This window comes from Rhodococcus sp. HNM0569 (assembly GCF_012726205.1).
Lineage (GTDB): Bacteria > Actinomycetota > Actinomycetes > Mycobacteriales > Mycobacteriaceae > Rhodococcus_F.
Window position 1 is genome coordinate 1 of record NZ_JAASAE010000023.1, and the last position, 17,913, is coordinate 17,913.

Below are 17,913 nucleotides of genomic sequence, written 5' to 3' on the forward strand. Positions count from 1 at the left end.
CGCTCAGCCCGCGACCTGGCCGTTGACTCGTGCCAGAGCGCTCGAGGTCTGGTCGTCGGTGGTCATCGTCGCGGCCACCTGGGCGCCCACCATGTCGTGAATTGCTTCCAGGCATGTGATGTGCTCAGCGAGCCTGTCAATGAACTGCTGAGTCGTGTCGGAGAGAATCTGGGCAAGCTCATGACCGCAATCGAAGTTTCCGAGCGGAAGTAGCTTGGTGTGGAGTTTCATCCGCTCGCGAACCTCGTGCAGTGACGCGATTGCATCCTGTGACGCCTTCGCGCAATCTTGCGCAACCTCGGGGTCGAGAACGAGTTCACCCGCTTTGGCTTGCGCGGCCAACGCGAGCAAGTTGTCCACCCCTGATACCGCATCGGTCATTCGATTAGCCCTCCCCTAGGAACCCGACTGGACCCGGAGCTTATCCGTCAGCGCGGAGACCCCGCAATTAAGGCGCCACCCACCTTCACTGCCCATTCGCACATTGGTGTGGTGTCGTCCTTGGTGAACGGCGACCTGGTTACCTGCATGTTTAGAATGCCAACGCCCTGGGACGGTGCCGTCAGCCAACAGAATTCGCCCGCGTCGTCCTGTGCGTCACGGTAAGTGAATCCTTGTCGGCCCGCGACGGTCACGTCCTGAAAGTCGATGTTCTCGGGGTTATCCCGAAACTGATCTACGCCGGTCGTAGTGGAAGCGCCCAGGATCACGCTTATGTCGTTGCTCTCCCACCGGCACGTCTTCCAACCAGGTGCTTCCGCCGACAACCCTGGGCCCTCGGACGCTGGGTCCAGCCCTGCTTGAACGAGTGCTTCGTCGGAGATGGTGCAGGGATCCCATGGCTCGGCGGCGGCCGAAGTGGTTGTTTCGTCGGAGGGGTCGTCGCCGCTGCAGCCTGTGGCCCCCAATGCGATCGCTACCAAGGCGATCGCACCCGCCGCTGCCCGAGTCGTGGTCATGGGGTCCATCTTCCCATCACCTGCCCGGCAGGCCGCGGGAGGGCGTCCGAGTGTGCCGGTATGCTCCGCCCATCCGTATCACTCCGGGGGGATCGTTCGGGGCCGGCAGGCGTCGGGCACAGGTGGGGGACGGGTGCGCAGGGGATGGTCGACTACTCGTGTGCCCTCGTGCTCACTCGCTCGGACCGAGAGCAGAGGACGTCGAGAGCATGGAGCACCAGGGCTGGCCGTCGCCACCGGCCGCGTTTCCGCCACCGCCGCCGCATGGCTTCCCGCCGCCGCACGGCTTCCCTCCACCACACGGCTTCCCGCCGCCGCACGGCTTCCCGTCACTGCCGCCGTACCCGCAGGCGCCGGAACCCACTCCACCACCTCGCAGCAGGGCGCGCACGATCCTGCACGGCGTGGTCCTCACGCTACTGGTGCCTGCGCTCGGCCTCTACGGAATGTTGGTGGTGGGCTATGCGATTCACGTCGCAACCAAGCAGCCCGATACGCCGAGCCTCACCGCCCGTACCGACATGCCGCCGAAGGTCGCGGTGCGGGACCCGGGACGCTACTTCCACCTGCAACCCGATGTCACGGCGCACGAGACGAACGCCGTCGCGTGGGACGCCGCCGAGCCGACGCGGTGTGCGCTGCCCGCGTGGAGCGCCGGCCCGGAGGCGCAGGCGGCGTTCTTCAACACCGCCATCGCGTGCGTCGACGGCTACGCGGGTGCCGTCGCCGCACAGTGGGTCGACGACAGGTTCATTCGCACGGTTGACGTCCAACTGATCGAGAGCCCGGTCGGTATCCGCGAGTGCGGCACCCCGACGTTCGCCGAGATCGAGCAGATGGCGCTCGACGAGATGAACGGCGTCCCGATCGAGACGAAGGAGTTCGAGAACGGCGCGTTCTACTGCTTCGACGAGCGGCGCATGGTGTTCGCGCGTGGCAACTGGCAACAGGCTGGAAGCGGCAAGCAGTTCGTCAACTACGACGGCAGCAGCAGTTCCGCGGCACAGGCAGTCCAGGTGGTCGCCCACGAATACGGCCACTACCTGCAGGACGTCTTCGAACTGAACCACTACCTGTCGGACACGGCGATGGACACCAAACGCATGGAGGCGCAGGCGCAATGCTATTCGGGTGCTGTCGTCGCCCGCCTGTTTCCGGCGTATCGCGAGGACGTGCTCGCCCTGCAGTGGGCCGAAGGTGACCCGAAGCACCCGGGCGACCACAACAACCGCGAGATGCTCCGTGTCGGAATGAGTTCCGACACCCTCGGTGAGTGCAACACGTGGCTCATGTCCGACGCGGACGTCGAATGACCGGGGGACATGTCGTGCAGAAGGCGAACCCGTCGAAGCTGAAGATCTTCTACATCACCTGCGGCGCACTCACGCTCGTGTTGACGGCTGTGCTCGCGATCAGCCTCGCGGTGCCCGACCCGGGCGACGCGTACGCGGCGGTCGAGTACACGCTCGACGGCGAATACGACGGGCCGATCCGCGTCGTCTACACCGTCACCGCGGACGACGGCTCGAAGGGGGAAGAAACCGAGACCGTCACGTCACTGCCGTGGCGCAAGACCGTCGAGATCGGTCCGCACGTGTACGGCCCGATGGTCGGGGCCGAACCCATCGCACCGTCGATGTGGTTCGACGCGCACTGCACGATGAGTGGTGGCGGCACACTGTTGTCGCAGCACTCGGCGAGTGGGCCGGGGGTCGCGCTGCGGTGCGGTTAGGCCGAACCCGGCGGCACCGCCCCCGGGGGTAACGCGTCGCCGTACAAGGTTGCGGCGTTGCCGGTGAGGATGTCGGCGACGACGGCGGGGTCGAGGCCGCTGGTGCGGATGTACTCGATCGCGCGCGTGTACTTGTCGTCCTGGAAGTACGGGAAGTCCGACCCGGCGAGGACCTTGCCCGGATCGAACACCTCGAGTGCGAGGCGCAACGACGGTGCGAAGAAGTTCGCGGCGTCGAACCACATGCGCTGCAGAGATTCCCGTGGAGAGCGAGCAAAGGCATTCCACGACTCGTAGTTGTCCTCGATGCGCTGTGCAAGGAACGGAATGTCGCCGCCGAGGTGTGCGATGTGGAATCGGATGTGCGGAAACCGATTCGGGTAGTCGGCTTTCAGCAGGTGCAGTGTCGCGATCGCATCCTCCATCGGCGCACCGTTGACCCAGGTGAGCCCGTGCTCGCTGATGGGGCGGCAACCCGCGGACAGCCCCGACGGATGGAGGTAGACGATCGCGCCGCGCCGGTCGAGCTCCTCGAACACCGGCACGAGCGCGTCGTCGGTGACCGGACCCTCGACGTCGACGAAAGTGTTGATCCCGACGCCGACGAATCCGAGATCGTCCAGGCAGTAACCGATCTGCTCGAGCGACGCGTCGACGTGCGGAAGTGTCAACGCCCCGTACGCGACGAAGCGGTCAGGATATCGGTCGAGCAGCGCCCGGTAGAGGTCGTTGACCATCCGGGCGCACTCGCCGGCCTTCGCCGCGTCGTCGACGACGGGAAGCTGCGGCACTGCCGACAGCACCTGGCAGGTGACACCCGCCGCGTCCATCATGCCGAGACGCAGGCTCATGTCGTGCTCACTGTCGTCGGCGCCCATGCCCCGCGCGATCCGTGTGCGCGACGCCGGAACCCCGGCGGCCTCGAGCGCGTCGAGGTACCGCTCGGGGTACACGTGCGCGTGCGTGTCGATCGCCACTCGACGTACCTCCTGCGACGCGGCCGTGCGCCGCGGCGTGACTCAGGCGTCGACGATCTCGACGGTGCCCTGGCACACCGCGTCCTGATGGTTCACGAACCACCATGCCGCACCGGTCTGCACGGTGACGGTGAAATCGACCGTGCCGGTCCCGGCAAATGTGCGGTTGACGGGGATGCTCGGCTTCTGCTTCCACGCCTCCTCGTCGCTGACGCTGCGACCCGACTCGCCGGTGTTCCGGTTCGTCCAGTCGACGAGCACCCGCGTGCCGTACCAGTTGGGGCCGATACTCGGGAACAGGCCGCCGGGCGGATCGGGCAGTTCGTTGTTGCCGCTCAACAGCAGCGACGGCACGAGGCTGTCGCCGCCGGGCGGAAGCGATGCGCCCGACGACGCCCTGATCGTCCACGTGAACGACGGGGCCCACGCAAGCGGATTCGCGCTCGAGCAGGTGACCGTGGTCGAGGTCGGCGCGGGCTGCGCCTGCGCGACGGCACCGCCGCCCGCGACGGTCGCCGCACCCACACCTGCTACCGCGAGTACCGAAGCACCTGCTCGCCGCCAGAACTGCTTGCCCATAGTCGCTCCCTCGTGCCGTATTTTTCTGTTGTCGCCGGGTGTATCGCCGGGACCCTCGAATGTGTCACAGGTCGCGCGCAGAACGCCGCGATCAAGGCACGCAAGCACCTTGCGATCAGGTCTCGTCCTTGTGAATCGGGTAACGAGCAGATCAGAGCGCCGATACTATCCGTAGTTACTGGTTTGCGAAGTTTGTCGCGTCGGGGTTCACACAGCTGGAACAGCGGGAATTCGAGAGGACGAGGACATGAAGAAGCGCACTATCGCTCGCGCGGCCACCTCGGTCGCCGCGGCAGCCGGTATCGCGGCGGCAGGAATCGTGGCGGCAGGACCTGCGAATGCGCAAGTGCCGTTCGATCTTCGGATCGAGGGCGGCGTCAACTGTTCGTTTGGAGAGCCAGGCCAGCCGTGGAGCAACTTCTGGTCGATGCACCGGTGGATGAAGGTCACCAACGACGGGCCCTATGACGCGCCCAACGTCTTGTTGCAGGAGATCGCGGGTCAGCAGCGCTTCGCGCCGGTCCTCAAGCCGCGCGAGTCGCTGTTCATCGAGACACGCTGGGCCGGCTGCTGGCCGAGTTCCATCTCCGGCTACACGCATTCGAGTCTGATCGACCCGCTGCACAACAACGCGGGCATCTGGGCCAACGTGCAGTTCCGCGACGCGCCCGCACCGGAAGAGACGCCCGGCGGGTAAGCGCGAGAACAGCGCTCACACAGGCACGTCTCGCCGTCGGAAACCCGCGAACCCCGACGCGACCAGGACGGCGGCGACGACGGCCAGCGTGACGAGAGGGAGTGCGTCGACGTCGTCGACGGGCACCATCGGGACGTGACTGAACGGTGAGATGTCGCGCAGCCATTGCGGCAACGACAGAAGTTCGCCGAACTGGCTGACGACGAGAATCGCGACGATCACGGCCCAGCCGGTGACCACGGCGCGGGGACGCCACGCGTAGATGGTCAGGGCAACGGCACCGACGACGGCGGCCGCGGGTATCTGTACGGCACCGGCAACGACGCCGTCGCGGACCGCGTCGCCCCAGTCGCCTGCCGAGATCGCGTGCGCGACACCCATCGCGAGCCCACTGACGACGGCGATTGCCGTGACACCGAGCAGCATGAGCACGGTGGCGGCGCCGAACAGTCGTGCGCGGGACACGCGGGTCGCGAGGATCGCCTCGGTGCGCCCGGCGTTCTCGTCGGCGTGCAGTTTCACGGCGAGGGTGACGGTCCATGCGGCGGCGGCGAGTCCGACGAAGCTCGCGACGATCGCCTGGAAGGAGTCGGACAGCGCGCTCGAGCCGCCGAGAGTTTCGACGAGCTGGCGCATCTGGTCGCTGTCGCCCGCGATGTCGTCGACGGAGGACAGCAGGAAACCGACGAGCAGGCAGTATGCGCCGACGGTGATCGTCCAGGACGCGATCGACGCGCGCGTGGTGCGGAGCAGCACGGCGAACGGGCCGGTGAGCGTGGTCGACGTCGGCGGCCCGGGGCGCGGCCGGATGAGTCCGCTGTCGATGTCGCGGGAAAGCTGCAGGCGCACGGCCAGTCCGGCGGCGACGATGCCGGCGAGCACGCACGCGAGCGCAGGCAGCACCGCATTGGCGCCGAACGGGTCGATGCGCTGCGCCCACCCCACGGGCGACGCCCACACGAGCCACCGCAGCCCGTCGTCGACGTCGGCGGCGCCGCGCAGCGCGTAGCCGGCGACGATCGCGCCGGCCGCGAGCGTGTTCGCGGTGCGTGCACTGGTCGCGACCTGCGCCGTGACCCCTGCGAGTCCCGTTGCGGCGAAGCCCGTTGCCGCGAACTGCACCCCGAATGCCACCGACGACGCGAGGTCGGCGCCCGCCTGTATCCCGATCGCGACGGCCATGAGGATCCCGGTCGCGGCGCTCACCACGGCCCCCGCGGTGATCCCGACCGCCAGCGGGGCGAGCGCACCGACCCGCCCGGCCCGCACGAGTTCGAGCCGGCCGAGCTCCTCTTCCTTGCGGGTGTGCCGCACCACCGCGAGCGCCGCGACGACGCCGAGCGCGACCACCATGAACAACCCGATCCGCCACGACACCGCCGACGCGACCGACTGTGCGTGCTCGAACGGCCCGAGCAGCAACCGGAATGCGTCGTTGGCGCCCGCACTCGCGAGCAGCGCGTCACGCTGAGCCTGCGTGCCGTACAGCGAGGCGACCGATCCACCGGTGATCGGCACCATGGCGACCAGCACGACGATCGACGCGGGCACGATGATCCGGTCGCGGTGCACGGCGAGGCGCAGCAGGATGCCGTATCCGGCGAGCGGGGCGCGCTGGCGCGGAACCGTGACGGCGGCCGTCACGACGGGATCCGGTCGCCGTACTGGCGCAGGAACAGCTCTTCGAGCGACGGCGGCTCGATGGTGAGCCCCCGCGGCCTGAGCGCACTCAGTGCGCGCGTGACGTCGGCGAGCGCGGTGTCGTCGACGTGGAAGACGACGGTGTCGTCGTCGCGCCGGAAATCGTGCACGCCGTCCAGTGCGGCGAGGCTGCGCGTGTCGCCCTCGACGTGCACGGTGACGGTCGAGCGCGTGAGATGCCGCAGCTGCGTGAGAGTGCCGGTCTGCACGGTCTTTCCGGCGCGGATGATGGTGACCGCATCGCACAGCTCCTCGACCTCGGAGAGGATGTGGCTCGACAGCAGCACCGACGCGCCGCGGGCGGCTGCGGCCCGGATGTATTCGCGGAACACCGCTTCCATCAGCGGGTCGAGCCCGGACGTCGGCTCGTCGAGGATGTAGAGGTCGGCCTCGGCCGCGAGCGCGGCGATCAGCGCGACCTTCTGCCGGTTGCCCTTCGAGTACGTGTCGGTCTTCTTCGTGGGGTCGAACTCGAACCGCTCGATCAGCTCGCTGCGCCGCGCAGGAGAAGCGTGCACTCCGCGCAGCGAGACGAGCAGGTCGATCGCTTCGCCGCCGGTGAGTCCGGGCCACAGGCTCACGTCGCCGGGCACGTACGCGATGCGTTCGTGCAGCGCGACCGCGTCGGTGAAGGGGTCGCGTCCGAGCACGCTCACCGAGCCACCGTCGGGGCCGTAGAGACCCAGCAGGACGCGAATCGTCGTCGACTTGCCTGCGCCGTTGGGCCCGAGGAAGCCGGCGACGGTGCCCGCGTCGACGGTGAGGTCGAGGCCGTCGAGCGCGACGAACTTGCCGAACGACTTACGCAGCCCCGATACCTCGATCACGGGGGAGTGCGGTGTGCTCACGTGTCCTCCTGTGTTGCCGTGTCACGAGTGGGTTCGAGATGGGTGAAGACCGTCGTGTTCGACAGTGCGGCGCGGATGTCGGCCTCGAGCGCGTCGAGCAGGTCGTGCCCGCGTCGCACCGTCCAGTCGCCCGGCACGCGCACGGTGACGTACACGAACCGCTGACGTCCCGACGCACGCGTGCGGATCGGCAGGAACTGGACGGGATACTCGCCGCGGTAGCGGTCGAGGACGGCGTCGACCTTCGCGACGTCGGCGGCGGGCAACACCGCGCCGAGCAGCCCGACGACCGACTCGCGGACGAGGGCGTAGCCGATCCGCAGGATGTTCAGGCCCACGAGCAGCGCGACGATCGGGTCGAGCACGTCCCACCCGAACAGCGCGACCAGGCCGACGCCGACGAGCACGCCCACCGACGTCCACACGTCCGTCAGCAGGTGCTTGCCGTCCGCGACGAGCGTGATCGACCGGTGCTTGCGGCCGACATTCAGCAGGGTGAGCCCGAGCGCGAGGTTGAGCACGGACGCGCCCGTCGACAGCAGCAGGCCGAGGCCGGGTTGCTCGACCGGTTGCGGGGTGACGAAGCGTCCGATCGACGTCCACACGATCACCCCGGAGGCGACCAGGATCATCGCGCCCTCGACGGCCGCCGACAGGTACTCGGCGGTGCCGTGCCCGAAATCGTGGTTCTCGTCGGGTGGTTTCGCGGCGGCGCGCAGTGCCAGCACGCCGATCACGGCGGCGACGAGGTTGACGCCCGATTCGAGTGCGTCCGACAGCAGACCCACCGAACCGGTGATCCACGCGGCGACGGCCTTGAGCAGCATCGTCGCGAGCGCCGTGGCGACCGACAGCAGCATGAACCGCACGAGCACCTGGTTCTCCCGCGTCGTGTCGCCGGACATGCGTACAGCAGACCACGACGGGCTTCCCGTGAGTGGGAAACCGCGCTCGAACGACACCGCGGATGTTTCACAATCGGGCCATGTCCGAGTCCGCACCGACGCAGCCGTCCGTCTCGACCCACGCGCCGGGTGACGGCGCGCCGGGCCGGGGCCCGTTGGCCGCGTGGCGCAGGTTCTACTCGACGCTTCCGCCGGCGGTGCAGCTGATCGGGTTGCAGCTGTGGCTGCCGGTGTTCTTCATCATCCTGTTCTGCCTGTGCTACATCGCGGCATTCCACGCGCCGAAGGTGCACGACGCGCCGGTGGCCCTCGCGGCACCCGCGGTCGAACAGGCCCAGCAGGTCGAGCAGCAGTTGAGCAGCGCGACTCGGGACGCGATCGCCTACCGCGTCGTCGACGGCCCGGACGCGGCGCAGGACGCGGTGCGCAGCGGCGAGGTGGTGGGCGCACTCGTGTTCGGCGACGACCCGTCGGCGCCGCCCACGCTGTACACGGCGGGTGCACACCAGTTCCAGGCCCAGCAGATCGTGTCCGCCGTGTTCACGCCGGTGTTCGCGGCGCAGGGCATCGCACTGCACCAGGTCGATCTCGCGCCGCTGCCCGCGAACGACTCGTACGGCATGACGGCGATGTACCTGATGCTGTCGTGGTGCATCGGCGGCTACATGGTGGCGATGTTCATCGGGATGATGGGCGCGCCGCTGCTGCACCGCACGCGGGTCGCGATCATCGTGGGCGGCGCCGCGGTGCTGTCACTGCTCGCGAATTTCCTGGCCGGACCGGTGCTCGGCGCGATCGACGGACACTTCTGGCAGCTGGTGGGCATCGCCTTCGTGTGGATCATCGCGATCGGGCTCGTGGTCAACGGGCTCAGCTACTTCTTCGGCCGGTTCATCACCGTTCCCGCGCTGGTGATCTTCGTGTTCCTGTCGATACCGGCGTCGGGTGCGGCGTATCCGACGTGGATGATGCCCGCGGTGTTCGACCATCTGCGTCCCCTCGTGGTGGGGCACGGCATCACCGAGATGATCAAGCACACCGTGTACGGCGTCGGCGAGTCGTTCGGCATCGGTTTCCGGCAGTTGGTGTGCTACGCCGTGATCGGCATCGTGCTGTCGGCGGTGGGCAAGCCGTGGCGGCAGCGACGCGAGGTGGCGCGGATCCTCGCGGGCAAGACCACGATGATGATGGATGCGCAGAATGCAATGCGCGAGCACGGAATCGAGGTGCGCGCCGAGGTACTCGCGAAGGCGGGCGTGCCCGACGCCGAGAGTGAGGCCCGCACGCTCGAGGACGAGGACGAACGGGTGGGGGATGCGTTCACCAACTACGGCCATCCGATGACCGGCTACGACGACGAGGTCACCGACTCGGCGGATGCCCGAGGCCCTCGACAAGGGCAGTGAGTGCGAGTTCGAAACTGTCCTGGTCGATTTCGCCTGCACGCTCGCGGAGCAGGTGCGCCTGGCCGAGATGCGGATAGCGGCCTTCGTACACGGCCTTCTCGTCGGGAAAACCAGACGAGAACGACGAGATCGCCGAGCCCACCACGAGGTACTTGATCGACGCGCTGATCATCGTCGCGCGGCGCGGCGGCCACCCGCCCGCGGTGAGCCCGCCGAAGACCGCATCAGCGCGGTCGAGCGCACCGGCACGATCGCTCGGCCCGAACGCGAGGTACGGCACCATGTTCGGGTGCGCGACCATCGCCGCACGATAGCTGCGGGCCCACGAGAGCACGCCTGCGCGCCATCCGTCGGCGAACGCCGAGACGTCCACCTGGTCGGCGACCGTCTGCGCGATGTCGCGCAGCACGTCGTCCTTCGCCGGGTAGTGCGCGTACAGCGACGGTGCCTGCACGCCGAGCGCGGCCGCGATCTTGCGCATGGACACCGCGTCGAGCCCGAACTCGTCGACGAGTCGCAGCGTCGCGTCGCGGATGCGCTCGCGGGTGAGCGGTTGTGGGCCCGGCACGCGTCGGTCCTTTCCAGGAGGGGATATCCGGCAGGCTAACACTGTCAGCCCCTGATGGCTAACAGTGTTAGCCTCGCTGGTGACTCACGGTGCCGGCGTCGCTCGGCACCACCGGCACCACGGAAGGTCAGCAGTGAACCTCGAACTCACCGAAGACGAGCGCGCATTCCAGGAGGAGATGCGCACGTTCTTCACGACGCACGTGCCCGCCGAGATCCGCGACAAGGTCGCGGAAGGGCGCAAGCTCACGAAGGACGACATCGTCACGTCGCAGCGCATCCTCAACGAACACGGCCTCGCAACTCCCAACTGGCCCGTCGAGTGGGGTGGCAAGGACTGGACGCCCGTGCAGCGTCACCTCTGGCTCGACGAGCTGCAGCGCGCGTCGGTGCCCGAGCCGCTCGCGTTCAACGCGTCGATGGTCGGCCCGGTCATCGCGGCATTCGGTTCCGAGGAACTCAAGAAGCGCTTCCTGCCCGCCACCGCGAACCTCGACATCTGGTGGTGCCAGGGCTTTTCCGAGCCCGAGGCGGGTTCGGATCTCGCGTCCCTCAAGACCCGCGCGGTGCGTGACGGCGACGACTACATCGTCAACGGACAGAAGACGTGGACGACCCTCGCGCAGTACGCCGACTGGATCTTCTGCCTCGTGCGCACCGACCCGGACGCGCCGAAGCGGCAGGCAGGCATCTCGTTCCTGCTGATCGACATGAACACCCCCGGCATCACGGTGCGCCCGATCAAGCTCATCGACGGCGGCCACGAGGTCAACGAGGTCTTCTTCGAGAACGTCCGGGTACCCGCCGAGAACCTCGTCGGCGAGGAGAACGCCGGCTGGTCGTACGCGAAGTTCCTGCTCGGCAACGAGCGCACCTCGGTCGCGCGGGTCGGCACGTCGAAGGTGCAGCTCGACCGGGCCAAGCGGCTCGCCGCCGAGACGTACGTCGACGGCGCACCGCTGCTGTCCGACCCGCTGTTCGCGGCGCGCATCGCCGAGCTCGAGACCGAACTGCTCGCGCTCGAGCTCACGCAGTCGCGCGTCGTCGCGGGCTCGAGCGACGGCAAGCCCAACCCGGCGTCGTCGGTGCTCAAGCTGCGCGGCTCCGAGATCCAGGAAGCCGTCACCGAACTGCTCGTCGACATCGCGGGCCCCGACTCGCTGCCCGTCGACGCCGAGGGCATCGCGTCGCCCGCGTGGGCGCAGGCATCCGGTCCCAGCTACCTCAACACCCGCAAGGTGACCATCTACGGCGGCTCGAGCGAGGTCCAGCGCTCGATCATCGCCTCCTCGATTCTCGGATTGTGAGACCACGCAATGAATTTCGAACTCGACACCGAACAGGACCTGCTCCGCAAGACCGTCCGTGACGTCCTCGGCCGCGCCTACGACGCCGAGACCCGCGCACAGGTCGCCGAGACCGAGGAGGGCTTCAAGCCCGACGTGTGGAACCAGCTCGCCGAGCTGGGTGTGCTGGGCCTGCCGTTCGCGGAAGAACACGGCGGCATGGCCGCGGGCCCGGTCGAGACGATGGCCGTGATGACCGAGATCGGCCGTGCGCTCGCCCCCGAACCGCTGCTCGACGCGGTCCTCACGCCCGGCGGTCTCGTCGACGCACTCGGCAGCGACGCGCAGCGTGCCGCGATCCTGCCGGGCCTCGCCGAGGGCACCCGCAAGCTCGCGTTCGCGCACGACGAGCCCGGCCGCCGCTGGCCCGACACGGCCGTCGCCACCACGGCCACGCAGGCCGACGGCCAGTGGCGGCTCACCGGCACCAAGAACCCGGTGCGCGCGGGCGACGCCGCCGACGCGTTCGTCGTGTCGGCTGCGCTGCCGGACGGGGGAGTCGGCCTGTTCGTCGTCGACGCGGCGGCGTCGGGCGTCACCCGCACGGCCTTCCACACGGTCGACGCGCGGCGTGGCGCGCAGGTCGAACTCGCCGACGCACCCGCCGAGGTCCTCGGCGACGGCGGCGACGCGGCGGCGGCGATCGAGGCGGCGCAGGTGCGTGCGCAGGCCGCGCTGTGCGCCGAGGCCGTCGGCCTGATGGGCGAGGCGCTGCGGCTCACCACCGAGTACCTGAAGCAGCGCAAGCAGTTCGGGGCGCCGCTCGCGCGCTTCCAGGCACTCACGCATCGTGCCGCCGACATGTACGTCGCGCTCGAACTCGCGACCAGCATGAGCCTGTACGCGACGATGGCGCTCGCCGACGGCACGGTCGATCCCACGATCGCGTCGCGCGCGAAGCTGCAGGTGGGACGCTCGGCACGGCTCGTCGGGCAGGAAGCGATCCAGATGCACGGCGGCATCGGCATGACCGCCGAGTACCCCGTCGGTCACTACGTGAGCCGGCTGACCGCGATCGAGCACACCCTCGGCAGCAGCGAGGATCACGTGCGCACGCTCGCCCGCGCGGTCGCGAGCTGAGCCACCACCGGGAATGATCTCGGCGGGCGTCGCGTTGGCGCGGATGCTGGAAGATTCAAGTATCCGCCCGACTACGAAGAGGTGCCGACAGTGGAACTGGGCCTCACGACGTTCGCCGAGATCGATCCCGCCGCCGCGCGCGACGGCGTCACGCCCGGCCGCCGCCTGCGCGAACTGATCGAGGAGATCGAACTCGCCGACCAGGTGGGGCTCGACGTCTTCGGCGTCGGCGAACACCACCGCGCCGACTTCGTCGCGTCCGCGCCGCCGATGGTGCTCGCCGCCGCGGCCACCCGCACGGAGCGGATCGCGTTGTCGAGTGCCGTCACGGTGCTCAGCTCGGACGACCCGGTGCGGGTGTTCGAGCAGTTCTCGACGCTCGACCTGCTCTCGAACGGTCGCGCCGAAGTGATGGCAGGCCGAGGCTCGTTCACCGAGTCCTTCCCGCTGTTCGGGTACGACCTCGCCGACTACAACGAACTGTTCGCCGAGAAGCTCGACCTGCTGCTGAAGCTGCGCGACGAGGACGCCGTCACGTGGTCGGGCACCCATCGTGCGGCGCTCTCGCACGAGACCGTGTACCCGAGGCCCGCACGGCCGCTGCCGGTGTGGGTCGCGGTGGGCGGCAACCAGCATTCCGTCGTGCGGGCCGGACTCCTCGGCCTGCCGATGGCGCTCGCCATCATCGGCGGGCAGTACCGCGCGTTCGAGCCGCTCGCCGACCTGCACCGCCGCGCCCTCGCCGAGGGCGGACACGAGCCTCAACCGATCGCGGTCCACGCACACGGCTACGTCGCCGACACCGAGGCGAAGGCGATCGAGGAGTTCTACCCGCCCTACGCCCAGGCGATGACCGGGCTCGGCCGCGAACGCGGCTGGGCACCGATGAACCGCGGTGCCTTCGACCAGATGCGCAGCGCGCCAGGCTCGCTCGTCCTGGGCAATCCCGAACAGGTCGCCGAGAAGATCGTCGCGATGCGCGACACGCTCGGTCTCGATCGGTTCATGCTGCACCCCGGCGTCGGTCCGGTGTCCCATGCGGGCACCATGCGCGCGATCGAACTCCTCGGCACCGAGGTGGCGCCGCTCGTCGGCGGAGCATGATGCAGCGAGGACCGTCCGAATCGCGCCGGGGCGACGCGTCTGCTCGGTAGCGTCCTCGTATGACCGTTCGGAACGCGCCGTCGTCGTCGACGTGGGCTCCGATGGCGTCGAAGATCTTCACGGCGCTGTGGATCGCGCAACTCGTGTCCAACCTGGGCACCTGGATGCAGACCGTCGGCGCGCAGTGGCTGCTGGTAGGCGAACCGAACGCGTCGACCCTCGTCGCACTCGTGCAGACAGCGGCGACGATGCCGGTCATGCTGCTCGCGCTGCCCTCGGGCGTGCTCGCCGACCTCGTCAACCGTCGTCGGCTGCTCATCGTGAGCCAAGCGACGATGGCCGTCCTGGCGATCGTGCTCACGGTCATGACGTGGACCGGCGCGACGACGCCGGTGTCGCTGCTCAGTCTGTTGTTCCTGCTCGGCTGCGGTCAGGCGCTCACGGCGCCGGCATGGCAGGCAATCCAGCCGGAACTCGTTCCGCGCGACCAGATCCCCGCCGCGGCGGCGCTCAACAGCATGAACATCAATGTCGCGCGAGGTATCGGGCCCGCGATCGCGGGCGTGCTCGTGTCGCTGTCCGGGCCGACGCTCGTGTTCGGGCTCAACGCGGTGTCCTTCGTCGGCATCGTGCTCGTACTGCTGTTCTGGAAGGAAAACGTCACCGAGTCGTCGTTGCCCGCCGAGAAGCCTTTCGCGGCACTCGGATCGGGCCCCCGGTTCGTGCGGTCCGCTCCCGCGATCCGTCGTGTGCTGCTGCGCGCGATCCTGTTCGTCGGACCCGCGAGCGCACTGTGGGCGCTGCTGCCGCTCGTCGCGAAGCAGGAGCTGGGCCTCGGGTCCGCCGGATACGGCCTGATGCTCGGCGCCCTCGGTCTCGGCGCCGTCCTGGGCGCGCTCACACTGTCGAGGATGCGCCGGTACCTGTCGGGCAACCTGCTGCTCGCGGTGTCGGCGGGTGTCTTCGCGCTCGGTACCGCGGTGGTCGCGGCCGTCGACGTCGTGTGGCTCGCGTTGGTCGTGCTCGTCGCCGCGGGCGTCGCGTGGCTCCTCTCGCTCTCGACGCTCAACTCCGCGATGCAGCTCATGCTGCCCGCGTGGATCCGGGCCCGTGGCTTGTCGATCTACCTGCTCGTGTTCATGGGCGGTCAGGCCGTCGGCTCGCTCGTCTGGGGTCTCGTCGCGAGCGGCGTCGGCGTGCGGACCGCGCTCGTCGTCGCGGCCGGTCTGCTCGCGGCGGCGGCCGTGTCGGTGACGGTGCTGCCGCTGCTCGGGTCCACGTGGTCGCTCGACGTCACGTCGGTGGCGCACTGGCCCGAGCCGACGCTCGTGTTCGAGCCCGACGCCGACGACGGTCCGGTACTGGTGCTCAACAACTACCGCGTCCAGCCCGACGAGGAAGACGAGTTCGTCGACGCGATGGCCCGGCTCGGCCGCTCACGGCAACGCACCGGCGGCATGGACTGGCGGCTCTACCGCGACACGAACGAGGCGAACCGGTTCGTCGAGACGTTCCTGGTCCGCTCGTGGCGCGAACACATGCTGCAGCACGAGGGCCGGCTGACCGGTGTGGACAAGGCCAACGAGGAACGCGTCGAACAGTTCCTGGTCGAGCCGTCGACGGTGCGCCACCTCGTGGCCGTCCGTAGACCGCGTACGCGATCGAGGTGACGAAACCGCGGCTCGGGTCGCGCGTCGCGTGGAAGCATGATTCCCATGCGCGAAGTGCTGATCGACCCGATCTCCGTCGACCGGCTGTCCGCGCTGCTCGAACCCGAGCGAGCGACGCGACTGCAGGACACCGCGACACGTGCAGTGCGGGACCTGGACGGTCGGGTCGTGTGGAATGTCAACGCGACGGCGCAGGGTGGCGGCGTCGCCGAGATGCTCCAGTCGCTGGTCGCGTACGGGCGTGGCGCCGGAGTCGACACGCGGTGGCTCGTGCTGCACGGCAACCCCGAGTTCTTCGCGCTCACCAAGCGCATCCACAACTCTCTGCACGGCAGCGCGGGCGCCGAATTCAGCGACGCCGACCGCCGTCTGTTCGACGACGTCAGCGCCGAGAACCTCGCGGGCCTCGCCGAATTCGTCCGCGCGGGAGACATCGTGGTGTTGCACGACCCGCAGACCGCGGGCCTCGTCGCCGGCGTACGGCGGATCGGCGCCTATGCGGTGTGGCGCTGCCATATCGGAAAGGATGCGAGCGACGAGGTCACCGACGCGGCCTGGCAATTCCTGCGCAGGTACGTCGAACCCGCCGACGCATTCGTGTTCACGCGCGCGGCATACGTGCCGCGCTGGGTGGACCGTGGCCGTGTGCGGATCATCCCGCCGTCGCTCGACCCCTTCACCGCCAAGAACGAATACCTTCCGGTGGGCGACGTCCTGTCGACGTTGCGGATCGCAGGCATCGTCGAGGCGCCCGATGCGGGTGGATCGGTCGCGTTCACGCGCCGCGACGGCTCACGCGGTACGACGCGTCCGCACGAGGGGCTCGTGCACGGGGGACCGCTGCCGGCGGATGCCCGCGTCGTGCTGCAGGTCAGCCGGTGGGACGACCTCAAGGACATGCAGGGCGTGCTCACCGGTTTCGCACGTCGCGTCGACGACCTGCCCGCCGACGCGCACCTGATGCTCGTCGGCCCGGACGCGGCAGGGGTGAGCGACGACCCGGAAGGCGCGCGCGTGCTGGACGAATGCCTCGGCCTGTGGCGCGCGCTGCCGCCGGCGGCAGCCGCACGAGTGCACCTGTGCGTGCTTCCGATGGACGACGGCGACGAGAACGCACACATCGTCGACGCGTTGCAGCGGTACGCGTCGATCGTGGTGCAGAAGAGCCTCGTCGAGGGTTTCGGGCTCACCGTGACCGAAGCGATGTGGAAGGCGAAACCCGTCGTCGCGTCGAATGTCGGAGGCATCGCCGATCAGATCGTCGACGGTGTGAGCGGCGTCCTCCTCGACGACCCGGCCGATCTCGACGCGTTCGCCGACGCCCTCGTCGGCCTGTTGCACGACGACGCCCGCACGGCGCGGCTCGCGACCAACGCCCACGAACGTGCCCGGGCGCAGTTCCTCGGCGATCGTCACCTGGCGCAGAGCGTCGACTTGTTCCGGAAACTGCTGGCGAACGCACGCTGACCCGGCATTGTTCACCGCGGGGGACGGCACAACGGCAGAACCGGAGAGGTGGCACCGAGCCGATGCATCGAGGAGGACCGAGCATGCGCGTCGCGGCCGCGGCGCTGTGTCTGCTCGTGCTCGCGGTGCTCGGTGGCTCGGCCGTCGAGCAGGAAGGGGCGACGAGATTGCCGTGGTCCGAAGAATTCGAGGGGCCGCGCGGTGGTGCACCCGACCCTGACGACTGGAACTTCGAGTACGGCGCGGGCGGCTGGGGAAACGACGAGTTGCAGACGTACACCGACGACCCGCGCAATGTGTACCTCGACGGCAACGGCCACCTCGTGATCGCCGCGCGCTCGGACGAACGCGGCATCACGTCGGTCCGGATGAACACGCAGGGCAAGTTCACATTCCGGTACGGAACACTCGCTGCCCGGATCCGGCTACCCGCGGGCACCGGCCTGCTGCCCGCGTTCTGGCTCCTCGGAGCCGACTTTCCCGAGGTGGGGTGGCCGCGCAGCGGCGAGATCGACGTCATCGAAACACCCAACGACGGAAGCGAGTACAACGCGTCGGTGCACGGGCCCACCGAAGCGGGCGAGCATTGGTTCGAGACCCGAACCGGCAGGCGAGGAGTCGACCTCACCGACGACTTCCACGTCTACTCGCTGACCAAGGCTCCCGGCACGGTCACCATGCTGATCGACGACATTCCGGTCGCCACGTTCACCGAGGACGATCTGCCGGACGACGCGCTCTGGGTCTTCGAGCAGCCGGCCTTCGTGCTGTTCACGCTCGCGGTGGGCGGCGACTGGCCGGGGCCACCCGATCGCACCACGCCCAACCCGTCCTACATGATCGTGGACTGGATCCGAGCTCGCGAGGATCCGTGA

General features: G+C 68.8%; 18 protein-coding genes. 10 read left to right on the forward strand and 8 right to left on the reverse strand.

The features are described from left to right. Positions 1 to 3: 3 nt before the first annotated feature. Together HCA44_RS19660 and HCA44_RS19665 are read right to left on the reverse strand one after the other, a co-directional pair. Positions 4 to 381: a hypothetical protein gene (locus tag HCA44_RS19660; RefSeq protein ID WP_169651023.1), complete on the reverse strand. Its 378-nt coding sequence runs from the start codon at positions 379 to 381 to the stop codon at positions 4 to 6. A 47-nt stretch (positions 382 to 428) separates the two neighbouring features. Continuing rightward, the gene (locus HCA44_RS19665; protein WP_169651024.1) at positions 429 to 959 is read right to left on the reverse strand and encodes a DUF3558 domain-containing protein; all 531 of its coding nucleotides are present in this window, start codon (positions 957 to 959) and stop codon (positions 429 to 431) included. Positions 960 to 1,168: 209 nt separating this feature from the next. Between HCA44_RS19665 and HCA44_RS19670 the strand changes: the two genes are divergently transcribed. Next, positions 1,169 to 2,272: a hypothetical protein gene (locus tag HCA44_RS19670; RefSeq protein WP_169651025.1), complete on the forward strand. Its 1,104-nt coding sequence runs from the start codon at positions 1,169 to 1,171 to the stop codon at positions 2,270 to 2,272. Next, the gene (locus HCA44_RS19675; protein WP_169651026.1) at positions 2,269 to 2,691 is read left to right on the forward strand and encodes a hypothetical protein; all 423 of its coding nucleotides are present in this window, start codon (positions 2,269 to 2,271) and stop codon (positions 2,689 to 2,691) included. Before HCA44_RS19670 ends, HCA44_RS19675 begins: the two co-directional genes overlap by 4 nt. Here the strand turns inward: HCA44_RS19675 and HCA44_RS19680 are convergent. Together HCA44_RS19680 and HCA44_RS19685 are read right to left on the reverse strand one after the other, a co-directional pair. After that, positions 2,688 to 3,668, reverse strand: a complete 981-nt coding sequence (locus HCA44_RS19680; RefSeq protein WP_169651027.1) for an amidohydrolase family protein — start codon at positions 3,666 to 3,668, stop codon at positions 2,688 to 2,690. The two genes, HCA44_RS19675 and HCA44_RS19680, sit on opposite strands and share 4 nt — an antisense overlap. 42 nt (positions 3,669 to 3,710) lie before the next feature. Then, entirely contained in the window at positions 3,711 to 4,247 is a 537-nt protein-coding gene (locus HCA44_RS19685; RefSeq protein WP_169651028.1) for a hypothetical protein, read from the reverse strand. Between the two features lie 247 nt (positions 4,248 to 4,494). Here HCA44_RS19685 and HCA44_RS19690 point away from each other — a divergent pair, with 247 nt between their 5' ends. Continuing rightward, on the forward strand, positions 4,495 to 4,944 hold the full coding sequence (locus HCA44_RS19690; protein ID WP_169651029.1) for a hypothetical protein: 450 nt from the start codon (positions 4,495 to 4,497) through the stop codon (positions 4,942 to 4,944). Positions 4,945 to 4,959: 15 nt separating this feature from the next. Here the strand turns inward: HCA44_RS19690 and HCA44_RS19695 are convergent, their stop codons facing one another. The 3 genes from HCA44_RS19695 to HCA44_RS19705 are packed head-to-tail and all read right to left on the reverse strand — an operon-like array spanning position 4,960 to position 8,398. Further along, positions 4,960 to 6,588, reverse strand: coding sequence for an ABC transporter permease (locus HCA44_RS19695; RefSeq protein ID WP_169651030.1), 1,629 nt, complete (start codon positions 6,586 to 6,588; stop codon positions 4,960 to 4,962). After that, on the reverse strand, positions 6,585 to 7,493 hold the full coding sequence (locus HCA44_RS19700) for an ABC transporter ATP-binding protein (protein WP_169651031.1): 909 nt from the start codon (positions 7,491 to 7,493) through the stop codon (positions 6,585 to 6,587). Before HCA44_RS19700 ends, HCA44_RS19695 begins: the two co-directional genes overlap by 4 nt. Continuing rightward, entirely contained in the window at positions 7,490 to 8,398 is a 909-nt protein-coding gene (locus HCA44_RS19705; protein WP_169651032.1) for a cation diffusion facilitator family transporter, read from the reverse strand. Before HCA44_RS19705 ends, HCA44_RS19700 begins: the two co-directional genes overlap by 4 nt. 80 nt (positions 8,399 to 8,478) lie before the next feature. Between HCA44_RS19705 and HCA44_RS19710 the strand changes: the two genes are divergently transcribed. Continuing rightward, the gene (locus tag HCA44_RS19710) at positions 8,479 to 9,804 is read left to right on the forward strand and encodes an ABC transporter permease (RefSeq protein WP_169651033.1); all 1,326 of its coding nucleotides are present in this window, start codon (positions 8,479 to 8,481) and stop codon (positions 9,802 to 9,804) included. Here HCA44_RS19710 and HCA44_RS19715 read toward each other — a convergent pair. Further along, complete coding sequence (locus HCA44_RS19715; RefSeq protein WP_169651034.1) at positions 9,761 to 10,372, reverse strand: TetR/AcrR family transcriptional regulator; 612 nt, start codon at positions 10,370 to 10,372, stop codon at positions 9,761 to 9,763. The genes HCA44_RS19710 and HCA44_RS19715 overlap by 44 nt on opposite strands. Before the next feature lie 133 nt (positions 10,373 to 10,505). Between HCA44_RS19715 and HCA44_RS19720 the strand changes: the two genes are divergently transcribed. The 6 genes from HCA44_RS19720 to HCA44_RS19745 all read left to right on the forward strand — a co-directional run bounded on the left by HCA44_RS19720 (position 10,506) and on the right by HCA44_RS19745 (position 17,913). Beyond that, entirely contained in the window at positions 10,506 to 11,678 is a 1,173-nt protein-coding gene (locus HCA44_RS19720; protein WP_169651035.1) for an acyl-CoA dehydrogenase family protein, read from the forward strand. 9 nt (positions 11,679 to 11,687) lie between these two features. Further along, on the forward strand, positions 11,688 to 12,797 hold the full coding sequence (locus HCA44_RS19725; protein WP_169651036.1) for an acyl-CoA dehydrogenase family protein: 1,110 nt from the start codon (positions 11,688 to 11,690) through the stop codon (positions 12,795 to 12,797). Positions 12,798 to 12,887: 90 nt separating this feature from the next. Then, positions 12,888 to 13,901, forward strand: coding sequence for an LLM class flavin-dependent oxidoreductase (locus HCA44_RS19730; RefSeq protein WP_169651037.1), 1,014 nt, complete (start codon positions 12,888 to 12,890; stop codon positions 13,899 to 13,901). Between the two features lie 59 nt (positions 13,902 to 13,960). Then, positions 13,961 to 15,571, forward strand: coding sequence for an MFS transporter (locus HCA44_RS19735; RefSeq protein WP_169651038.1), 1,611 nt, complete (start codon positions 13,961 to 13,963; stop codon positions 15,569 to 15,571). A 45-nt stretch (positions 15,572 to 15,616) separates the two neighbouring features. After that, a complete protein-coding gene (locus tag HCA44_RS19740; RefSeq protein ID WP_169651039.1) occupies positions 15,617 to 17,038 on the forward strand; it encodes a glycosyltransferase in 1,422 nt (473 codons plus the stop codon). Between the two features lie 83 nt (positions 17,039 to 17,121). Then, positions 17,122 to 17,913 (forward strand): glycoside hydrolase family 16 protein, encoded by a 792-nt coding sequence (locus HCA44_RS19745; protein WP_240945677.1) that lies wholly within the window; start codon positions 17,122 to 17,124, stop codon positions 17,911 to 17,913.